General features: G+C 70.0%; 13 protein-coding genes. 2 read left to right on the top strand and 11 right to left on the bottom strand.

Translation table 11 applies throughout. The annotated features are described in order from the left end of the window. From ABF821_RS14210 to gltX, 10 genes are all read right to left on the bottom strand, one after another. A partial coding sequence (locus ABF821_RS14210) for an outer membrane protein (protein ID WP_415530466.1) occupies positions 1-764 on the bottom strand: 764 nt, incomplete at its 3' end. 209 nt (positions 765-973) lie between these two features. Then, positions 974-1312: a DUF1491 family protein gene (locus tag ABF821_RS14215; protein WP_183010406.1), complete on the bottom strand. Its 339-nt coding sequence runs from the start codon at positions 1310-1312 to the stop codon at positions 974-976. A 39-nt stretch (positions 1313-1351) separates the two neighbouring features. After that, on the bottom strand, positions 1352-2947 hold the full coding sequence (locus tag ABF821_RS14220) for a S41 family peptidase (RefSeq protein ID WP_183010383.1): 1596 nt from the start codon (positions 2945-2947) through the stop codon (positions 1352-1354). Next, entirely contained in the window at positions 2947-5226 is a 2280-nt protein-coding gene (gene rnr, locus ABF821_RS14225; RefSeq protein ID WP_183010382.1) for a ribonuclease R, read from the bottom strand. Before rnr ends, ABF821_RS14220 begins: the two co-directional genes overlap by 1 nt. Positions 5227-5228: 2 nt before the next feature. Beyond that, on the bottom strand, positions 5229-7958 hold the full coding sequence (topA, locus tag ABF821_RS14230; protein ID WP_415530467.1) for a type I DNA topoisomerase: 2730 nt from the start codon (positions 7956-7958) through the stop codon (positions 5229-5231). A 36-nt stretch (positions 7959-7994) separates the two neighbouring features. Then, a complete protein-coding gene (gene dprA / locus ABF821_RS14235; protein WP_415530469.1) occupies positions 7995-9182 on the bottom strand; it encodes a DNA-processing protein DprA in 1188 nt (395 codons plus the stop codon). Continuing rightward, positions 9179-9817 (bottom strand): glycerol-3-phosphate 1-O-acyltransferase PlsY, encoded by a 639-nt coding sequence (gene plsY / locus ABF821_RS14240; protein WP_183010379.1) that lies wholly within the window; start codon positions 9815-9817, stop codon positions 9179-9181. The genes dprA and plsY overlap by 4 nt, the downstream gene beginning before the upstream one ends. Further along, positions 9817-11127: a dihydroorotase gene (locus ABF821_RS14245; protein ID WP_415530470.1), complete on the bottom strand. Its 1311-nt coding sequence runs from the start codon at positions 11125-11127 to the stop codon at positions 9817-9819. The genes plsY and ABF821_RS14245 overlap by 1 nt, the downstream gene beginning before the upstream one ends. Continuing rightward, positions 11124-12089 carry an aspartate carbamoyltransferase catalytic subunit gene (locus ABF821_RS14250; RefSeq protein ID WP_182975408.1) on the bottom strand — a complete coding sequence of 322 codons (966 nt, stop codon included), beginning with the start codon at positions 12087-12089 and terminating at the stop codon, positions 11124-11126. Before ABF821_RS14250 ends, ABF821_RS14245 begins: the two co-directional genes overlap by 4 nt. Further along, on the bottom strand, positions 12086-13486 hold the full coding sequence (gltX, locus tag ABF821_RS14255) for a glutamate--tRNA ligase (protein ID WP_415530472.1): 1401 nt from the start codon (positions 13484-13486) through the stop codon (positions 12086-12088). Before gltX ends, ABF821_RS14250 begins: the two co-directional genes overlap by 4 nt. A gap of 226 nt (positions 13487-13712) precedes the next feature. Between gltX and ABF821_RS14260 the strand changes: the two genes are divergently transcribed. Further along, complete coding sequence (locus tag ABF821_RS14260; protein ID WP_415530473.1) at positions 13713-15773, top strand: ComEC/Rec2 family competence protein; 2061 nt, start codon at positions 13713-13715, stop codon at positions 15771-15773. 128 nt (positions 15774-15901) lie between these two features. On the opposite strand, the gene nth is transcribed toward ABF821_RS14260, so the two are convergent. Beyond that, positions 15902-16588 (bottom strand): endonuclease III, encoded by a 687-nt coding sequence (nth, locus tag ABF821_RS14265; RefSeq protein WP_259654881.1) that lies wholly within the window; start codon positions 16586-16588, stop codon positions 15902-15904. Between the two features lie 262 nt (positions 16589-16850). On the opposite strand from nth, the gene ABF821_RS14270 reads away from it, so the two are divergent. Then, a complete protein-coding gene (locus ABF821_RS14270; RefSeq protein WP_415530474.1) occupies positions 16851-18683 on the top strand; it encodes an ABC transporter ATP-binding protein in 1833 nt (610 codons plus the stop codon). Positions 18684-18837 lie beyond the last annotated feature (154 nt).

The raw sequence follows: 18837 nt of genomic DNA on the forward strand, positions 1-18837 counted from the left end.
GGGGGAGGCGGGGGGGGCGCCGGATTGAACTCGTAGCGCAGGCCGAGCATCAGCGAATGGTTGAAGTCGGTCATGGTGTCGCGATTGCCCGTCGCGGTGCCGTAGGGGCGGCTGGCGTTGTAGCCGCCGATCGTGCCCACCGATGTCGCGCCGTGGGATTGCGGGCCGAGCATCGTCCAGAACCGGTATTCCGCCGTGGCCGACAGGCCGACGACCCATGGCACGGGGAAGGCGAGGCCGAAGATGCCCTGATAGGCGAAATTGCCGAACGTGCCGCCGATCTGCTGGTTGAAGCTGTTGCCCGGCCCCATGACGGAGGCGTTCATCGACTGCCAGGCGTAGCCGATGCCCGCGCCGAAATAGGGGTAGAGCCAGCTTTTGCCGATATCCATGTCGAACAGCGCGTTGGCCATGACGCCGTAGGTCTGCTGCCGTCCGCCGACATGGCTGGAGGGCAGTGCGCCGGAGTTGAAGGCCCTCAACCCGTTATTGCGGTAATTGCCCTCGACCTCCACGCGGAAGCCGTTGCCCAGGCCCCAGCCGATGCTGCCGATTCCGACCGCGCCGGTATGGTATTTGTCGCGCCCGTCGGGGAAATTGGGCGACGAGCGCACCCGCTGGTCCTGGTTGAAGGTGGCGCCGCCCTCGCCGGCCACATACAGGCCCTGAACAGGCTGGGCGCAGGCCGGGGCAACGGAGAGGGTGGAACCGAAAGCGAACGCCGCCAGAATCGTTCCTCCGAGCAATCCGTGCCGCACTGTCATGGTCTGATTTCTCCCTTAGCCGGGTATGCTGACTGTGCGGCCCGGTCGAATGAACGCGCGTCGCCCTTTATATTTCTGTCTTCTTTGCCGAAAGACGCGCCGATGGCAATCCATTGGGTGGCATGCGCGGCCGCCTGACCGGCGCCGGACAGTCGAGAGGGGACGGGTGTGGAGCGCACGACACACCCCCAGGGTTCCGCCAGGAGCGGTCAGAGCAGGGTTGCCTCGAAAGGCGGGGTGAGGTCGGGGGCGTCGAATTCCAGCACCCACAGGTCGGGGTCGCGCCCCACCTGGCGGGCGACGTAGGCATCGGCGGCAGCCTGGTCGACCGGGTCCGGCCCGGTGCCGCGAATCCACGCGGGGGTGCCGTCCGGCGCCCTGGTCTGGGCCAGTACCGACAGGCGGCCGTCGCGCCCCAGCAGGACGGCCAGGATGCCGCCGGCGTCGGCGTCGCCACGCCGCAGGACCATCGCCGGATGGCCGCTCTGGTTGGCATGGCGGATGACGGCGGAGGCCCACAGGCCGGCGCGCAGCCGGGCTTCCGTCATGGTCGGAAGGCCCGACTGCCGGAGGCCGGGCATTTTTTTTCATTCGGCCTGGGGAGCATAGGCGCCTTCTTCCGGAATGGCGGACAGGGCCGTGCGATATTCCGCCGGATTGTCGATCAGCGACCGGGCGGCATCGAGGTCGGAGTCGGTGCCGATCGCGGCGGGGCAAGCCTTGCGCAGGTCGAGGATGCGCGACACCGCGACGGGGAAGCGGACGGCGCGGGTGGCCTGCACGGTCTCGTGCATGTCCAGTTGGCCGGCTGCCAGGTCCTGGAGCTGCCGTTCCAGGTCGGCCTCGCCCCGGCTGGTGCAGACCTGCGGCATCACGCCCAGCCCTTGCAGCGGCCAGCCCAGCGGCGCCAGGACGCGGCTCCAGGTTACGAACAGTTCGCCGCCGTCGGGCATCTGGCCGATCGTCTGCACCAGACCCTTGCCCAGCGTGGCGCTGCCGACCACCACGGCGCGCCGGTGGTCCGCCAGGGCGGCGGCCAGGATTTCGGCCGCGCTGGCGGTGCGGCCATCCACCAGCACGACGATCGGCACGCCGCCGATCATGTCGCCGCCCTGCACGGCCCAGACATGGTTGGCCTGCGCGTCGCGCCCGTGCGTGATCGCCGCCACGCCGCGATCCAGCACCAGGGCGCTGGCGGTGACCGCCTGTTGCAGCACGCCGCCCCGGTTGCCGCGCAGGTCCATCACCAGCCCGCGCAGGTGCGGATCGTCGCTCGCCTGATCCAGATACTGGCTCATTTCCTGCGCGGTATCGGCGGAAAAGGCGGTGATGCGGATGACCACCACATGCCCGTCGGCATAGGCGAAGACCGTCTCGGGCGGCACCGAGGCCCGGTGCAGCGTGATCGTGCGGCGCGCGCGCTCGTCGCCCACCAGCAGCGTCACCTTGCTGCCGGGTTCGCCCAGCAGCCATTGGGTGACGGTCTGGGGCGTCTGGTCGCGGGTGGACCGGCCGTTGACCGCATAGAGGCGCTGCCCGACGGCGAGGCCCGCCGGCCAGGCCGGCCCGTTGGCGTTGACCGCCGTGATCAGGATCGAGCGCGCGTCATGGCCCAGCGTCAGGCCCGTGCCGGCTTCGCCGCCGGTGCGGGTATCGCGGTCGGTCGTCGCCGGCGCGGGCGCGACGTAGCGCGAATACGGGTCCATGTGGTTGAACAGTTCGTCGAAGAACCCTTGCAGCAACCCGCCGCCGCCAGCGTCGCGCACGGCGGAGGACCGGCCCCAGGCCGCCTGCATCAGCCGTACCGTCACGTCGGTCCAGCCGGCCTGGTCGGTCGCGGCGGGGTCGGGCACGCGCAGCAGCACGTCCTGGCCGAAGGCGAGCTGCACGGTGCCGTCGCGGTCGGTCACGGTCAGCGAGGGGTCGATCGCGCTCAGCCCGTTCAGCCCCCACAGGCAGAAATCGCGCGAGGTATGGCTCTCCAGCGTGCGGGGCAGCAGGAAGGTCAGCGCCGCGTTGAGCACGGCCTGCGTCATGCTGGTGTCCAGCGCCGGACTGGCCGGATCGGCGGCCGCGAGCCTGGGCGTCATCAGATAGATGACGACCAGCATGATCGCGGCCGAGCGGGTCGGCAACCGCAGGCGGCGGCCGATCCATCGCGACGGGGCGGCGCGGAGGCGCATCAGCGCGGGCGCTGGCCGCGGGCACGGCGCGCGGGCGCCGGCGGTGGGTCCGTCAGGGTAAAGAGCAGGCCGCCCGTCACCGGTGTGGCCTCGGCCAGCCGCACCGTGACCGGCTGGCCCAGCCGCAGGACCAGTCCGCTGTCGCGGCCGCGCAGGGTGTGGGACTTGTCGTCATGGGTCCAGACATCGTCGGGCAGGGTGGATACCGGCACCAGACCGCTGGCCCCCGTCTGCGTCAATGTCACGAACACGCCGAACCGGGTCACGCCCGACACATGGCCGGTCAATTCCGCCCCCACCTGGTCGGCCAGCCATGCGGCGACGTAGCGTTCGGTGGTTTCGCGCTCGGCCAGGATGGCGCGGCGTTCGGCGGTGCTGACCTGCGTGCCGATCTCGTCTAGCTTCGCCGCGTCGGCGGCGGGCATCGCATCGGGCGGGTGGGTGCCCAGGCCGATCAGCGCCCGATGCACCATCAGGTCGGCATAGCGGCGGATCGGGCTGGTGAAATGGGCGTAGGAGGACAGCGCCAGCCCGAAATGGCCGATATTCTCCGGGCTGTATTCGGCTTGGCTCTGCGCCCGCAGGATGGTTTCGCTGACCAGCGTGGGGGCGTCGCCCTCGGCGGCGCGGGCCAGCACACCGGCCAGGTCGCGTGCGTGCAGCGTGCCGACCGGCGGCACGGCGAAGCCCATGGCGGAAAGGGTGTCGCGCATCGACTCGGCCCGCTCCGGCGAGGGCGGGGCGTGGATGCGGTACAGGCACGGCCGGCGGCGGCGTTCCAGTTCCTCGGCGGCGGCGACGTTGGCCAGCACCATGAAATCCTCGATCAGGCGATGGCTGTCGTGGCGGATGCGGGGCTCGATGGCGGTGATCCGCCCTGTCGCGTCGAGTCGCACCACCCGTTCCGGCACGTCGAGTTCCAGCGTGCCACGTTGCGCCCGCGCCGTCGACAGGGCACGCCACGCCGCGAACAGCGTTTCCATCATGCCCTCGGGCAGGGGGCTGTCCTGCGCGCCGTCGGCCATCGCCTGCACGTCGTCATAGGTCAGGCGGGCGGCGCTGCGCATCAGGCCCCGGCCGAAGCGGTGGCGCAGTTTCCGGCCCGCCGCGTCGATATGGATTTCGACGAACAGGCAGCCGCGATCCTCGCCGGGGCGGAGCGAGCACCAGCCGTTCGACAGCGCCTCGGGCAGCATCGGCACCACGCGGTCGGGGAAATAGACCGAATTGCCGCGCCGCCTCGCCTCGCTGTCCAGCGCCGAGCCGGGGCGCACGTAATGCGCCACGTCGGCGATGGCCACGATCAGGCGAAAGCCGGTGCCCTCCGGCCCGGACCAGGGCTCGGCATACACGGCGTCGTCGAAATCGCGGGCGTCGGCGCCGTCGATCGTGATCAGCGGCACCTCGCGCAGGTCCTCGCGCCCTTCCGCCGGGACGCCGCGCGCGCGGTCGGCCTCGGCCAGGGCGTCGGCGGAGAACTGGTGGGGGATGCCGTGGGTGTGGATCGCCAGCAGGCTGACCGAGCGGGCGTCGCCGATCGGACCCAGCCGTTCGACGATGCGCGCCGGCTTCAGCCCATGCCCGGCCATCGGCAGCGGCTCGGCCACCACGATTTCGTCAGTCCCCGCACCCATCGTCTCGCCCGCCGGGACGATCCATTCCGCCTTGGACCGCCGGTCGGCGGGTACGATGCGTCCGGCCTCCTGCACCCGGCGCGGCGGGGCGGCCGGGTCGGCCGGTGTGGCGCGGAACAGGCCGACGATCCGGCCCGGTGCGTCGGTCAGCCGACGCAGGGTGCGGCCCTCGTATCGGCCGGGGCCGACGCGCTTGAGGCGCGCCACCACGCGCTCGCCGGGTGCGAGCGCCGGGCGGCCCTTCTGCTCGGGGTGCATGAAGATGACGGGCGCCGGCCCGTCGCCCTCCCACATTACGGGGCGGGCGATCGGGTCGCCGTCCGGGTCGGTGCCGGTGACCTGCACCACCGTGGCCTCGGGCATGGCGGCGGACGCGCGGAAGCGCCGCGCGCCGGCCGGGACCAGCGCGCCGTCCAGCGCCAGCTCGCGCAGCATGTCGCGCAGCGCCGCCTTGTGTTCCGGGCCAAGGCCGAAGGCACGGGCGATCTCGCGCTTGCCGACGCGGCCGCTGGCCTCGGTCACGAACCGGCGCAGGGTTTCGCGATCCGGAAGCCCTCCGTCCCGCGAGGGGGCGGAGGGATCGGGCAGCGTATCGGGCGGCGTGTCGGACGGCGACTGGGGGTCGGAAGGCTTCCTCCCCGCCATCGTCACTCGGCCTTGGCCGCCGTGCGCCGGCTTCGCTTCGCCGGACTTGCGGCGCCCTCCGCCGGGGGCGCCTTTCTGGCGCGGGTGGCCTTGCGGGCCGGGGCTTCGGCTGCGTCGGCGCCGTCGGCCCCGTTGGCGGCGGCCGTCTTCGTGGTCTTTGCCGCACTCTTGCGGGTGGTGGTCTTGGCGGTCGTCTTCTTGGCGGCGGCCTTGCCCTTGGGCTTCAGCGGCTTGCCCTTTTCGGCCAGCAGCGCCACCGCCTGATCCAGCGTCACGTCTTCCATCGCCTCGCCACGGGGCACGTTCACCACCATCTGGCCGTGCTGGATGTACGGCCCGAACCGGCCCTTGCGCACCATCACCGGCTCGCCGTCCTTGGGATGCGGCGCGATGGTGCGGACCGAGGCCAGCTTGCGCGCCAGGACATCGACCGCGCGGTTCAGCCCGACGGTCAGGATGTCGTCATCCTTGTCCAGCGACCCGTAGATGGCGCCCATCTTCACATACGGCCCGAAGCGGCCCAGCCCGGCCTCGATCGGCTCGCCGGTCTCGGGGTGGGTGCCGATCAGGCGCGGCAGGGACAGCAGGCCCAGCGCCTGTTCCAGCGTGATCTTGTCGCCCTCGATGCCGCGCGGGATGGTGGCGCGCTTCGGCTTGGCCTTCTTGTCCTCGGGATTGGGCTCGCCCTGCTGGACGTAGAGCCCCCAAGGGCCGCGCTTGACGGTCACGTCCTCGCCGCCGGGCGCCTGACCCAGCACGCGCATGCCGTCCTTCAGCGTGTCGGCCTCGCCTTCCTCCTTGGCGTCCACCACCAGGCGGCGGGTGAACTGGCAGGTCGGATAGTTCGAGCAGCCGATGAAGGCCCCGTAGCGCCCCAGCTTCAGCCCCAGCCGGCCGGTGCCGCAGGCGGTGCAGACGCGCGGGTCGGTGCCGTCGGGGCGGGACGGAAAGAAGTGGGGGGCGAGGTCGTCATCCAGCGCGTTGATGACATCGGAGATCTTCAGCTCCTTCGTCTGGTCGACCGCGTGGGAGAAATCGCGCCAGAAGGCCGACATCACATCGCGCCAGTCGGCACGGCCGCCCGAGATGTCGTCGAGCTGCTCCTCCAGACCCGCCGTGAAGCCGGTATCGACATAGCGTTCGAAGAACGAGGTCAGGAAGGCCGTTACCAGCCGCCCCCGGTCCTCGGGCACGAAGCGCCGTGCCTCGAGTCGCACGTAATTGCGGTCGCGCAGCACCGACAGGATCGAGGCGTAGGTCGAGGGCCGGCCGATGCCGATCTCTTCCATCTTCTTGACCAGCGATGCTTCCGAATAGCGCGGCGGCGGCTGGGTGAAATGCTGGTCGGCTTCGACGGTGCCGGTTTTCAGCGGGTCGCGCTCGCGCATCGGCGGCAGCATCCGGCTTTCGTCGTCCTGATCGTCCTTGCCCGCGTCGTCGCGGCCTTCGCTATACAGCTTCAGGAATCCGTCGAAGGCGATGATCGAGCCGTTGGCGCGCAGGGTCGCGGCATTCGCGCCGTCCGCGATCTCGACGATCACCTGATCCAGTTCCGCCGACTGCATCTGGCTGGCGACCGAGCGTTTCCAGACCAGTTCGTACAGCCGCCGTTGCTCGTCGCTCAGATAGCGGGCGACTTCGGCGGGGGTGCGGGCAACGTCGGTGGGGCGGATGGCCTCGTGCGCTTCCTGCGCGTTCTTGGCGCGGGTGGAATAGATCCGCGCCTTTTCCGGCACATAGGGGGCGCCGAAGCTGCTGCCGATATGGTTGCGGATGGCGGTGATCGCCTCGCCGGCCATCTGCACGCCGTCGGTTCGCATATAAGTGATCAGGCCGACCGTCTCGCCGCCCAGATCGATGCCTTCATAGAGCTGCTGCGCCACGCGCATCGCCGCCTGCGCGCCCATGCCCAGCTTGCGCGAGGCTTCCTGCTGCATGGTCGATGTGGTGAAGGGCGGCGGCGGATTGCGGCGGACCTTGCGCCGCTCGACCGACCGCACCGCGAATGTCCCGCCTTCGACGGTGGCCTTGGCCGCCATGGCCCCGGCTTCGTCATGCAGGTCGAACTGATCCAGCTTCCGGCCGGCCAGATGGGTCAGGCGCGCGGTGAAGGGCGCGCCTCCGGGCGTGGTGAACTGGGCGGCGACCGTCCAGTATTCCCGGCTCTTGAAGCTCTCGATCTCGGCTTCGCGCTCGCAGATCAGCCGCAGCGAGACCGACTGCACGCGCCCGGCGCTGCGCGAGCCCGGCAGCTTGCGCCACAGCACCGGCGACAGGGTGAAGCCCACCAGATAATCCAGCGCGCGGCGGGCCAGATAGGCCTCGATCAGCGGCTGGTCGAGGTCGCGGGGGTGGGCCATCGCGGTGCGGATGGCGGATTTGGTGATCTCGTTGAAGGTGACGCGCTGGACATCCACGCCCTTCAGCAGCTTCCGCTCTTCCAGCATCGCCCGGACATGCCACGAGATCGCCTCGCCCTCGCGATCCGGGTCAGTGGCCAGATACAGGGTCCTGGCGCCGCGCAGCGCCTTGGCGATGGCGGCGATCTGCCGGTTGCCGCGTTCGTCGGCTTCCCAGTCCATGGCGAAATTCTCGTCCGGGCGGACGCTGCCATCCTTCGGCGGCAGGTCGCGGACATGGCCGAACGACGCCAGAACGGTAAAGCCGTCTCCCAGATACTTGTTGATCGTCTTCGCCTTGGCAGGCGATTCGACCACGACCACGTCAGTCATTCTGTCTCCGGATCACGCATCTCGTTCCGGCGTCCGTCAGCCTCCGTCGGACAGGGATGGCAGGACGACACTCCCACCGGGAAGGGTTTCAATGTCGCCTGCCAGTTCCAGTTCCGACAGTACGGTCAGGATCGCCGATGTCGAGAACTGGCAGCGCCGTACAAGATCGTCAACCGGCGTTGGCGTGAATGACAGCAGAGTCAGGATCGCCTGACGGATATCGGAGGGCTCGCCGGGGGTGTCCGGCCGGGGCTCGGGATCGGCCTGGGGCGGCGGTTCCGGCCAGGGGGCGCGGCTTTGCGCCAGCCCGCCGGGCCGGGGCGATGCGCCTGTTGTTCCGTCGGCGGAAAAGAGGTCGCGCGCCGCCGCGTCGGGCAGTTCGGCCAGGATGTCGTTCTCGCTTTCGGTCAGGATCGCGCCGCGCCGCAGCAGGGAATTGGCGCCCCGGCTGCGCGGGTCCAGCGGCGATCCGGGCACGGCGAAGACCGTGCGGCCATAGCCCGCCGCCAGATCGGCGGTGATCAGGCTGCCCGAGCGCAAGGCGGCCTCGACGACGACGCAGCCCAGCGACAGGCCGGCGATCAGGCGGTTGCGGCGGGGGAAATGCCGGCTCTGCGGTGCCACGCCCAGTGGGGTTTCGGTGACGACGGCACCGTATTGCGCAATCCTGTCCTGCAATTGTGCGTGTTCCGCCGGGTAGGGGCGGTCCAGCCCGCCGGCGACGGCGGCGATGGTGGTGCCGGTCCGCAGCGCGCCGGCATGGGCGGCGGCGTCGATGCCGCGGGCCAGGCCCGAGACCACGGTGATGCCCTGTGCCGCCAGCGTCGCGGCCAGGCTTTCGGCCATGCGCGCCCCGTTGGAGGAGGCATTGCGCGCGCCCACGATGGCGACGCAGCATCCGTTCAGCCGCGCCGGATCGCCCAGGACCGAGAGAGCCGGCGGCGCGTCATGAATGGCGGCCAGAAGCGGTGGGTAATCGGGGTCGCCCAGCATCAGGATGCGGCCGTCGAGGGCTGCCGTGCCCTCGATTTCCGCCGCGATTTCGTCTGCCGGGGGAATGCGCAGCACCTTCGCCCGGCCGGCGGCACGGGCGCGTGCCGGCAGGGCGGCCAGCGCGCGTTCCGCGTCGCCGTAATCGAGCAGCAGCTTGCGATAGCCGACCGGGCCGACGCCTTCGCTGCGTGCCAGCCGCAGGCGCGCGGCCAGCGGCCCGGCTGGTGTCACGGATTTTTCCGTCCGATTCGCGGCTCGGTGCCGTTGAGCAGGCGGCGGATATTGCCGTGGTGTCGGGCGATGACCAGCAGCGCGATCAGCAGCCCCGCCAGCGGAATCGGGCTACGCGGGTCGCCGCCGTTCAACAGGGTCAGCAGCACGGGCATGGCCACGAACGCGGCCAGCGCGCCGGCCGAGGAGATTTTCGTCAGCCTGGCCACGCCCAGCCACAGGGCGCAGCAGGCAAGGCCGGTCAGCGGCGACAGCGCCAGCGCCGCCCCCAGCCCGGTGGCCACGCCCTTGCCGCCCTTGAATTTCAGCCAGATGGGAAAGCAATGGCCGATGACGGCGAACAGGGCCGCCACCGCCATCGCCGGGGCGGTGTGGAAGGGTGAGAGGATGAAGCCGCACAGCACCGCGAACGCGCCCTTGCCGCCATCCAGCAGCAGCGTCGCCGCCGCCAGCCCGCGCCGGCCGGTGCGCAGCACGTTGGTCGCGCCGATATTGCCCGAGCCGATGGCGCGGATGTCTCCCGCGCCGCCCAGTTGCGTCAGCAGCAGGCCGAAGGGAATGCTGCCGATGCCGTAGGCCAGCACGGCGATGGCGGCCAGCAATTGCAGGACGTAGCCGGGGAGCGTCTCGGTCATCATGCCGCGTCCTGGCCGAAGACCTGCCGGCCGGCCTTCCAGGTGCCCAGCACCCGGCCTTCCACCGCCCGCCCGTCGAAGGGTGTGTTGCGGGCGCGGCCGGGCAGGGCGTCGGCCGTGATCTTCCAGGCGCGATCGAGGTCGAACAGGCACAGATCGGCGGCGGCGCCCTCGGCCAGCGTGCCGGCGTCGCTGCCCAGCAGGGCGGCGGGGCGGCAGGTCAGCAGGCCCAGCGCGTCGATCAGCGGCAGCGTGCCGCCATGCACCTGCGCCAGCGTGACGGCCAGCAGCGTGGCCAGCCCGGTACCGCCGGCCGAGGCCACGGCGAAGGGCTGGCGCTTGTCGTCGGCGTCGCAGGGCGCGTGGTCCGACGCGATCGCGTCGATCGTGCCGTCGGCCAGCGCGGCGCAGACCGCCAGCCGGTCGGCCTCCCCGCGCAGCGGGGGCGACAGTTTGGCGTAGGTGCGAAAATCGCCGATCGCGGTTTCGTTCAGGTCGAAATAGGGCGGCGCGGTGTCGCAGGTCACGCGCAGGCCGCGCGCCTTGGCGGCGCGGATCAGTTCCAGCCCCTCGGCCGTCGAGACATGGGCGAAATGCAGCCGGCCGCGCGTCAGTTCGGCCAGCCGCAGGTCTCGCGCGATCATGATCGCCTCGGCGGCGGTCGGAATGCCCGGCAGGCCCAGCCGCGTCGCCAGTTCGCCGTCCGTCGCGCAACCGCCGCGCGCCAGTGACGGGTCCTCGGGGTGCTGGACCACCAGTGCGTCGAAGCCCCTTGCATAGGTCAGGGCCAGCCGCATCATCCGCGCGTCGGCCAGCGCCCGCGTGCCGTCGGTGAAGGCGACCGCGCCGGCTTCGTCCAGCAGGCCGATTTCGGCCATCTCGCTGCCTTCGCAGCCGCGTGTCAGCGCGCCGTAGGGCAGGATCGAGACCATGCCCGTTTCCTCGCCGCGCGCGCGCAGGTGCCGCACCAGCGCCGGGTCGTCGATCGCCGGCTGGCTGTTGGGCAAGACCGCCATGGTGGTGATGCCGCCCGCCGCCGCCGCCCGCGCGGCCGAGGCCACGGTTTCGCGATACTCGAAGCCGGGTTCGCCGATCGCCACCCGCATGTCCACAAGGCCGGGGCACAGCACCGCGCCCCCACCCGCGACCACATGCGCGCCGTCGGGCACGCCTTCGCTGTCGGGCAGGTCGATGCCGGCGATCACGCCGCCTTTGACCAGCAGGCGTCCGGGCCGGTCCAGCCCGCGTGCGGGGTCGATCAGGCGGACATTCTCGAACAGGACGGGCTGGGCCGGGTGGGGAGTGCTCACGTCTGGTCTCCGGCGCGCGACAGCAGGTCGAGGACGGCCATGCGCACGGCCACCCCCATCTCGACCTGTTCGCGGATCGCGCTCTGGTCTGAATCGGCGACGCGGCTTTCGATCTCGACACCGCGATTCATCGGGCCGGGATGCATCACCAGCGCGCCGGGCCGGGCGAGGGCCAGCCGCTTGAGGTCCAGCCCGTAGAAACGGAAATATTCGCGCGGGCTGGGCACCTGCCCGCCATTCATCCGCTCGCGCTGCATGCGCAGCATCATCACCACGTCGGCGTCGCGCAGCCCGTCTTCCATCGTGTAATGGATATCCACGCCCAGCGCGCCGATGGCGCCGGGGATCAGCGTCGGCGGCCCGACCACCCGCACCTTGGCCCCCATGGCCGTCAGCAGGTGGATGTTCGACCGCGCGACCCGGCTGTGGCTGACATCGCCGCAGATCGCGACCGTCAGCCCGTGCAGCGTGCCGAAATGCCGGCGGATGGTCAGGGCGTCCAGCAGGGCCTGGGTCGGATGCTCGTGGGTGCCGTCGCCGGCATTCACCACGCTGGCCTCGACCTTGCGGGCCAGCAGCGCCGGCGCGCCGGACTGCGAATGGCGCACCACCAGCAGGTCGGTGCGCATCGCATTCAGCGTGGCGGCGGTGTCCAGCAGCGTCTCGCCCTTGTTCACCGACGAGGTGGCCACCGTCATGTTGACCACGTCCGCGCCCAGCCGCTTCGCCGCCAGTTCGAACGACGTGCGGGTGCGGGTGCTGTCTTCGAAGAACAGATTGATGACCGTGCGCCCGCGCAACCGGTCGCGCGGCGTCTGGCGCGAGCGGTTCATCAGCGCATAGCTCTCGGCCAGGTCCAGGAAGGGCGTGATCCGGGTCGGATGCATGCCCTGGAGACCCAGCAGGTGCCGCCCGTGCTGCGTGAAGAAGCGGGACGGCGCTGCGCGCGGGCTGTCGTTCATCGGGCGACGGCTCCCAGCCGGGCCATCACCTCGTCCCGGCCCAGGGCGGCCAGCGTGGCGTCGATGCCCGGCGAGGTCGCGCCGCCGGTCATCGCGGCCCGCAGGGGCTGGGCCACCTGGCCCAGCTTGTGGCCGTGGTTCTCGGCGAAATGGCGCAGGGCGGCGTCGATCGCGGGCGCGTCGAAATCCGCCAGCACCGCGAGGTCGCGCGCCAGCTTGCCCAGCATGGCGCGGGCATCGTCGGTCAGCAGCTTCTCGGCCTTGGCGTCGAAGGCCAGCGGCACATGCCGGCCCAGGAAGGCGGCGCTGTCGGCCAGTTCGACCAGCGTCTTCGCGCGTTCCTTCAGGCCGGGCATCAGCGTGAGGATGCGCGCGCGCAGCGTGTCGTCCACCGTCACGCCCTCGCGCCCCGCCAGCCGTTGCAGCACGTCGTCCGTCAGGCGCGCGTCGTCGGCCTGGCGCAGCCACACGCCGTTGAGGTGCGACAGCTTGGCGTAATCCATGCGCGAGGGCGACCGGCCGACGCCGTCCAGGTCGAACAGATGGATCTGCTCGTCACGCGACAGGATCTCGGCGTCGCCGTGGCCCCAGCCTAAGCGTAGCAGGTAGTTGTTCAGCGCCTCGGGCAGGTAGCCCATGTCGCGGAATTCCACGACCGACTGCGCGCCATGCCGCTTGGAGAGCTTGGCGCCGTCCGGCCCGTGGATCAGCGGCAGATGCGCGAATTTCGGCAGGTCCCAGCCCATGGCGCGATAGATCATCGCCTGGCGGAAACTGTTGGTCAGGTGGTCGTCGCCGCGGATGACGTGGGTGATGTCCATGTCATGGTCGTCCACCACCACGGCGAGCTGATAGACCGGCGTGCCGTCGGCGCGCAGGATGATCATGTCGTCCATTTCGACGTTGGCGACGCGGACATCGCCCTGCACCAGATCCTGGATCACGGTCTCGCCCTCGCGCGGGGCGCGGATGCGCACGGTATAGGGCGCGCCGGGCGGTGCTTCGGACGGGTCGCGATCGCGCCAGTAGCCGTTGTAACGGGGCGGTTTGCCCTCCGCCATCGCCTGCTCGCGCATCTGCTGCAATTCTTCCTGCGTGCAGTAGCAGCGATAGGCCAGCCCCTGCGCCAGCAGATGGTGCGCGATTTCGGCATGCCGCGCCTGGCGCGTGGACTGGAACACCGGTTCCTCGTCCGGGGTGATGCCCATCCAGGCCAGCCCGTCGAACAGCACGTCGACCGCATGCTGGGTCGACCGCTCGCGGTCGGTATCCTCGATACGAAGCAGGAATTTGCCGCCGTGATGGCGGGCATAGAGGAAGTTGAACAGGGCGGCGCGGGCGTTGCCGATATGCAGCAACCCGGTCGGGCTCGGTGCGAAGCGCGTACGAACGGTCATGAGCCGGCTCCTTACCATGAGACGCCGTTTGCCGACAGGGGGCGCCGGTAGGGGAGCGTTGCGGGTGTGAGGCGTTTGTCTCTTCTTTTTCTGAAGAAAAAGAAGCAAAAAGACTTTTAATCCGTTGTCGGCATTCCGTCTGGTCCGGCGGTTTTCCCTTTAAAAGGCTAAAAGTTTTTTGGTTCTTTTTTTCAAAAAAGAACGGGACAGGCTCGTCGGGCTGCTGTTGGCGGAGCAGAGGCGTCTGGCGCTGTGGCTGCCGGTCGGGCTGGGGCTGGGCATCGCGTGGTATTTCCGGCTGCGGTGCGAGCCGGGGGTGCCGGCGCTTCTGGCCTGGGCCGGCATCGCGGCTCTGGGGCTCGGCTGGATCGCGTGGCGGCCGTTCGCGCTGGCGCCGCGTGTGCTGGGTGGCGGTGCGGCGACGCTGGCCGTGGGGTTTCTCGCCGCGTTCTGGGCCACCCATCGCCAGCCGCCCTTGCCCGACCTGCCGGCGCGCGCGACCATCGTGACCGGCCGTGTCGTGGCGGTGGCGCTGCTGCCGGCCGATGGTCCGTCCGTGCGCCGGCTGGATCTGGCCGGCGCGGTGCTGGACGACCCGCTGGATTCCGGCATGCCGCCCCTGCGGCGCATCCTGCGCGTGCGTCTGCGTGCCGACGATCCGCTGGTGCCTGTTCCGGGCATGATGGTACGGGTGCGCGCCCTGCTGCGGCCGCCTGCCCCGCCGTCCTGGCCCGGTGGCCCCGACCGGCAGCGCCGCGCCTATTTCGACGGCACCGCCGGCAGCGGAACGGCACTGGGTCGGGCGCAGGTGCTCCGGCCCGTGCCGGGGGCGTCGTCGCTGGAAGGACTGCGTGAGCGGATTGCGGCCCGCATCATGCGCGTTCTGCCGGGTGCGGTGGGCGGAGTGGCGACGGCGGTGCTGACCGGCTCGGTCGTGGGCATGGCGCAGGCGGATCGTGATGCGTTCGCCGATGCGGGGTTGGCCCATCTGCTGGCGGTGGCGGGCCTGCATCTGGGCATCGTCATGGGGGTCTCGGTGGCGGCGGCGCGGCTGCTGCTGGCCTGTTCGGAACGGGCGACGTTGTACTGGCCGTGCCGCTCGATTGCCGCCTTCGCCGGGCTAGCGGCCGGCATCGTGTATGTGGTGCTGACGGGCGCGCATCTGCCGGCCCTGCGCAGCCTGACCATGGCGGCGCTGGTGGTGCTGGCCATCGTGACCGGTCGGCGGGCGCTGTCGCTGCGCGGGCTGGCGGTGGGTGCGATCCTGCTGCTGCTGACCGGGCCGGCCGATCTGCTGGAGGCTCCGTTGCCGATGTCGCTGGCCGCCGTCATGGCGCTGGCGGCGGGTGCCGAGGTCACGCGCCCGCTCATGGCCCGCCTGACCGAGCAGCCCGGCTGGTGGCGGCGCGTCCTGCATCATGTCGCGCATCTGGCGCAGGCCAGCCTGCTGGCCGGCGGGGCCACGGTGCCGGTGGTGATGGCGCATTTCGGCACACTCCAGCCCTGGTTCGTGCTGGCCAATCTGCTGGCGGTGCCGCTGATGGCGCTGTGCGTCCTGCCGCTGGGCCTGCTGTCCCTGTTTCTGATGCCATGGGGCGTCGAATCCGTGGCCCTGGTGCCGATGGGCTGGGGCATCGGGGTGATTCTCGATCTGGCGCGCATAGTTTCCGGCTGGCCGGCGGCGCGGCTGGCGGTGCCGGCCATGCCGGGCTGGGGGCTGGCGATGTGGGTGCTGGGCCTGTGCTGGCTATGCCTTTGGGCGGGTCGATGGCGCTGGTGGGGTGTGGGCCTGATGGTGCTGGGAATGGCCGCGCCTTTTCTGATTGTGCGGCCGGATCTGCTGCTGTCCCCCGATGGGCGGACGGTGGCGGTGCGGGACGGCGCCGTGCTGCGTGTCGGCCCCCATCCCGGTAGTGAGCGGCTGGTCGAGGACGATTGGCATCAGGCTCTGGCGCTGCCGATCGTGCCGCTGGCGGGCAGTGCGGACTGTCAGGATGGATTGTGCCTGCTTGATCGCGGACGTGTCGCGCTTCGCTTGCGGGGCGCGCTACCGGTCCGCTGTGCCGGGCTGGAATTGTTGGTCACGCTGGCGCCTGATGACGCAGGGTGTCCCGGTGTGCGTAGGCTTGACACGCTGGAGACCTGGAAAAGCGGCGCGCAGGCTGTGTTTCTGCGCCGTGCCGGCCCGGTGGTGCTTTCGGATCGGAGCTGGCGTGGAGCGCGCGCCTGGGTGCTGGCGCCGGGTCAGCATGGCGAGCCCGTTCTGCCAATGGCGCAGCGGGAGTAGGTCTTCTTTTTCTGAAGAAAAAGAAGCAAAAAGACTTTTATCCGTTCAGGAGCGTCGTAAGGTGCAAGCACAAAACTCCTGAACAGATCAAAAGTTTTTTGGTTCTTTTTTTTCAAAAAAGAACAGCTTCAGGGCGCGATCAATATTTTTGCCGTATATTGGCAGGGCTCGGTCGCCGGGCACCGCCAGCAATCCGGCCGGCGGGCCTTGCAGACATAGCGTCCGTGCAGGATCAGCCAGTGATGGGCCGGGCGCAGCATGGGTGCTGGGATGCGGGCCACCAACTGGTCCTCCACCGCGCGGGTGGTCTTGCCGGGGGCCAGGCCGGTGCGGTTGCCGATGCGGAAGATATGGGTATCGACGGCCATGGTGCTGTCGCCGAAGGCCACGTTCATCACCACGTTGGCGGTCTTGCGGCCCACGCCGGGCAGGGCTTCCAGCGCCGCGCGGTCGTGCGGCACCTGTCCGCCATGCTGGTCCAGCAGGGCCTGCGACAGGGCGACGACGTTGCGGGCCTTGGTGCGCCACAGGCCGATGCTGCGGATATGCTCGCCGACGGCCTCTTCGCCCAGCGCCACCATCGCGGCGGGGTTCGGGGCGTCGCGGAACAGGCCCTTGGTCACGCGGTTGACCGAGACGTCGGTGGCCTGCGCGGACAGGGCGACGGCAACCAGCAGCGTGTAATCGTCGACGAAATCCAGTTCGCTTTCCGCATTCGGGTGAGCGGCGGCCAGCAGGGTGATGAAGCGTTCGACTTCCTTCAGCGTCATGCGGCGGCGGGCGCCGGCCGGGCGGGTGGTTGGGGTGCGGGTCATGCCGTCTCTGCGGAAGGTGAAAGGTGAAGTGCTGTCCGTTTTCGGCCGGATGACGCCATCTGTAAATCGCCGGGGTGCGCGGGCCTGTCGTACCGCCTTGCGTTCCGGGGGCGGCACGGTGATAATTTGGCCGGAAACCGGGACAAGATCAGAATGCCCATCGTGCGGCGCGGGCGCGCGCCGCGCGGCACGCGACGGTCTGCGCCGTCGCCGCGGTTGGGGCTGACGCAGAAGGATGGCCGGCAAAACCGGCCGGAGCATCATGACAGACCAACAAGCCGCGTCGGGCCAGGAAAGCCCCGCGCGCAACGAATTTGCCGAAGTTCTGGATTTCGTGATCCGCCGCTGGCTGCGCCATCCCGGCGCGCTGGCCTGGACGCTGGCGGGCGTCTCGGTGGCGACGGTGGCCGATGTGGCCACGCCGCTGCTGGCCGGCTGGATTGTGGATGACGTCTCGCGCGCTGCCGGTGGGGTGGGCGCGGGCGGGGTGACCACGCCGGCGATGGAGGCCGCCCGGCGCGGTGCGCTGTGGCTGGTCGGCGGGCTGGTGCTGCTGGGCCTGCTGGGCGTGGCCGGGCGCCGCATGTCGTATCTGGGCATCACGCATCTGACCGCGCGCACCATGCGCGGCATCGCGGAAAGCGCCTTTGCCCGCGTCCAGCGTTTTTCGACCGACTGGCACGGCAACACCTTCGCCGGCTCGACCGTGCGCCGGCTGACGCGCGGCATGTGGGCCACCGACACGCTGGCCGATACGTTGATGCTCATGCTGCTGCCCAGCGTGCTGGTGCTGGCGGCAACCACGGTGGTGCTGGCGGCGCACTGGCCGTCGATGGGCCTGCTGCTGGGGGTGAGTTCGATCCTGCTGGTGGCGATGTCCACGTCGCTGACCCTGCGCTATGTCGCGCCTTCGGCCCGGCTGGCCAACAAGTGGGATACCCGCATGGGCGCGGCGCTGGCCGATGCCGTCACCTGCAATACCGTCGTCAAGGCATTCGGTGCCGAAGCGCGTGAGGACGCACATCTGTCGCGCATCCTCGCACGCTGGCAGACGCGCACCGAACGGTCGTGGATCCGCGGCACCAATTCGGGAAATCTCCAGAACGTCGCAGCCCTGTTGATGCGCGTCCTGCTGATCGGCGCGGTGCTGGCGCTGTGGTGGCGCGGCCGTGCCGGACCGGGCGACGTGGCGTATGTGCTCACCATGGTCTTTCTGGTGCAGGGCTATCTGCGCGATATCGGGCAGCAGATCTCGATGGTCCAGCGCTCGGTCAACGAAATGGAAGAACTGGTCGCCATCTATCGCCAGCCGCTGGGCGTCGCGGACCGGCCGGGGGCCGGCACGCTGCGCGTCACGCATGGGGCCATCCGCTTCGATCATGTCGGCTTCGGTTACAAGGCGCAGACCCGTCCGCTGTTCCACGACCTGTCGATCGACATCCCAGCCGGCAGCCGCGTTGCGCTGGTTGGCCCCTCAGGTTCGGGCAAGACCACGCTGATCAAGCTGTTGCAGCGGCTTTATGACGTAACCTCCGGCCAGATCCTGATCGACGGCACCGACATCGCCACCGTCACGCAGTCCAGCCTGCGGTCGCAGATCGCGATCGTGCAGCAGGAGCCGGTGCTGTTCCATCGCTCGCTGGCCGAGAACATCGCCTATGGCCGCCCCGGCGCCTCCATGGCCGAAATCGAGGAAGCCGCGCGTCAGGCCAATGCGGCCGGCTTCATCGACCGCCTGCCCAAGGGCTACGCCACCATGGTCGGCGAACGCGGCGTCAAGCTGTCGGGCGGCGAGCGCCAGCGCGTGGCCATCGCCCGCGCCTTCCTGACCAACGCCCCGATCCTGATCTTCGACGAGGCGACATCCAGCCTCGACTCGGAATCGGAAATCCTGGTGCAGGAGGCCATGGAACGGCTGATGCTCGGACGCACCGTGCTGGTCATCGCCCACCGCCTCTCCACCGTCGTCGGTCTGGACCGCATCCTGGTCTTCGCCCACGGCGCGTTGCTGGAAGACGGATCCCACGCGGAACTGGTGACGCATGAGGGCGGGTTGTATCGGCGGCTGTTCGAATTGCAGTCGCTGGACGGATAGGGGAAGTCGCAGGGCGCTGCCCTGCACCCGGAAGGGGACAGTCGTCCCCTTCACCCCTGTTCGGCCAGGGGGCAGGACGGCGAGAGAATGTCGGCTTCGGGGGAAGAACGAACCCGCTACGCGGGATTGGTGTGATGTGCAGGTGTGTCACCAC

It is taken from the genome of Gluconacetobacter sp., from assembly GCF_047721585.1.
In the GTDB taxonomy this organism is placed as follows: Bacteria; Pseudomonadota; Alphaproteobacteria; order Acetobacterales; family Acetobacteraceae; genus Gluconacetobacter; species Gluconacetobacter dulcium.

Excerpts from the sequence above, each read along its gene's own strand:
- ABF821_RS14215 (WP_183010406.1), bottom strand. The coding sequence starts at position 1,312 with ATGACGGAAGCCCGGCTGCGCGCCGGCCTGTGGGCCTCCGCCGTCATC.
- ABF821_RS14220 (WP_183010383.1), bottom strand. The coding sequence starts at position 2,947 with ATGCGCCTCCGCGCCGCCCCGTCGCGATGGATCGGCCGCCGCCTGCGG.
- rnr (WP_183010382.1), bottom strand. The coding sequence starts at position 5,226 with ATGGCGGGGAGGAAGCCTTCCGACCCCCAGTCGCCGTCCGACACGCCG.
- topA (WP_415530467.1), bottom strand. The coding sequence starts at position 7,958 with ATGACTGACGTGGTCGTGGTCGAATCGCCTGCCAAGGCGAAGACGATC.
- plsY (WP_183010379.1), bottom strand. The coding sequence starts at position 9,817 with ATGACCGAGACGCTCCCCGGCTACGTCCTGCAATTGCTGGCCGCCATC.
- ABF821_RS14250 (WP_182975408.1), bottom strand. The coding sequence starts at position 12,089 with ATGAACGACAGCCCGCGCGCAGCGCCGTCCCGCTTCTTCACGCAGCAC.
- gltX (WP_415530472.1), bottom strand. The coding sequence starts at position 13,486 with ATGACCGTTCGTACGCGCTTCGCACCGAGCCCGACCGGGTTGCTGCAT.
- nth (WP_259654881.1), bottom strand. The coding sequence starts at position 16,588 with ATGACCCGCACCCCAACCACCCGCCCGGCCGGCGCCCGCCGCCGCATG.
- ABF821_RS14270 (WP_415530474.1), top strand. The coding sequence starts at position 16,851 with ATGACAGACCAACAAGCCGCGTCGGGCCAGGAAAGCCCCGCGCGCAAC.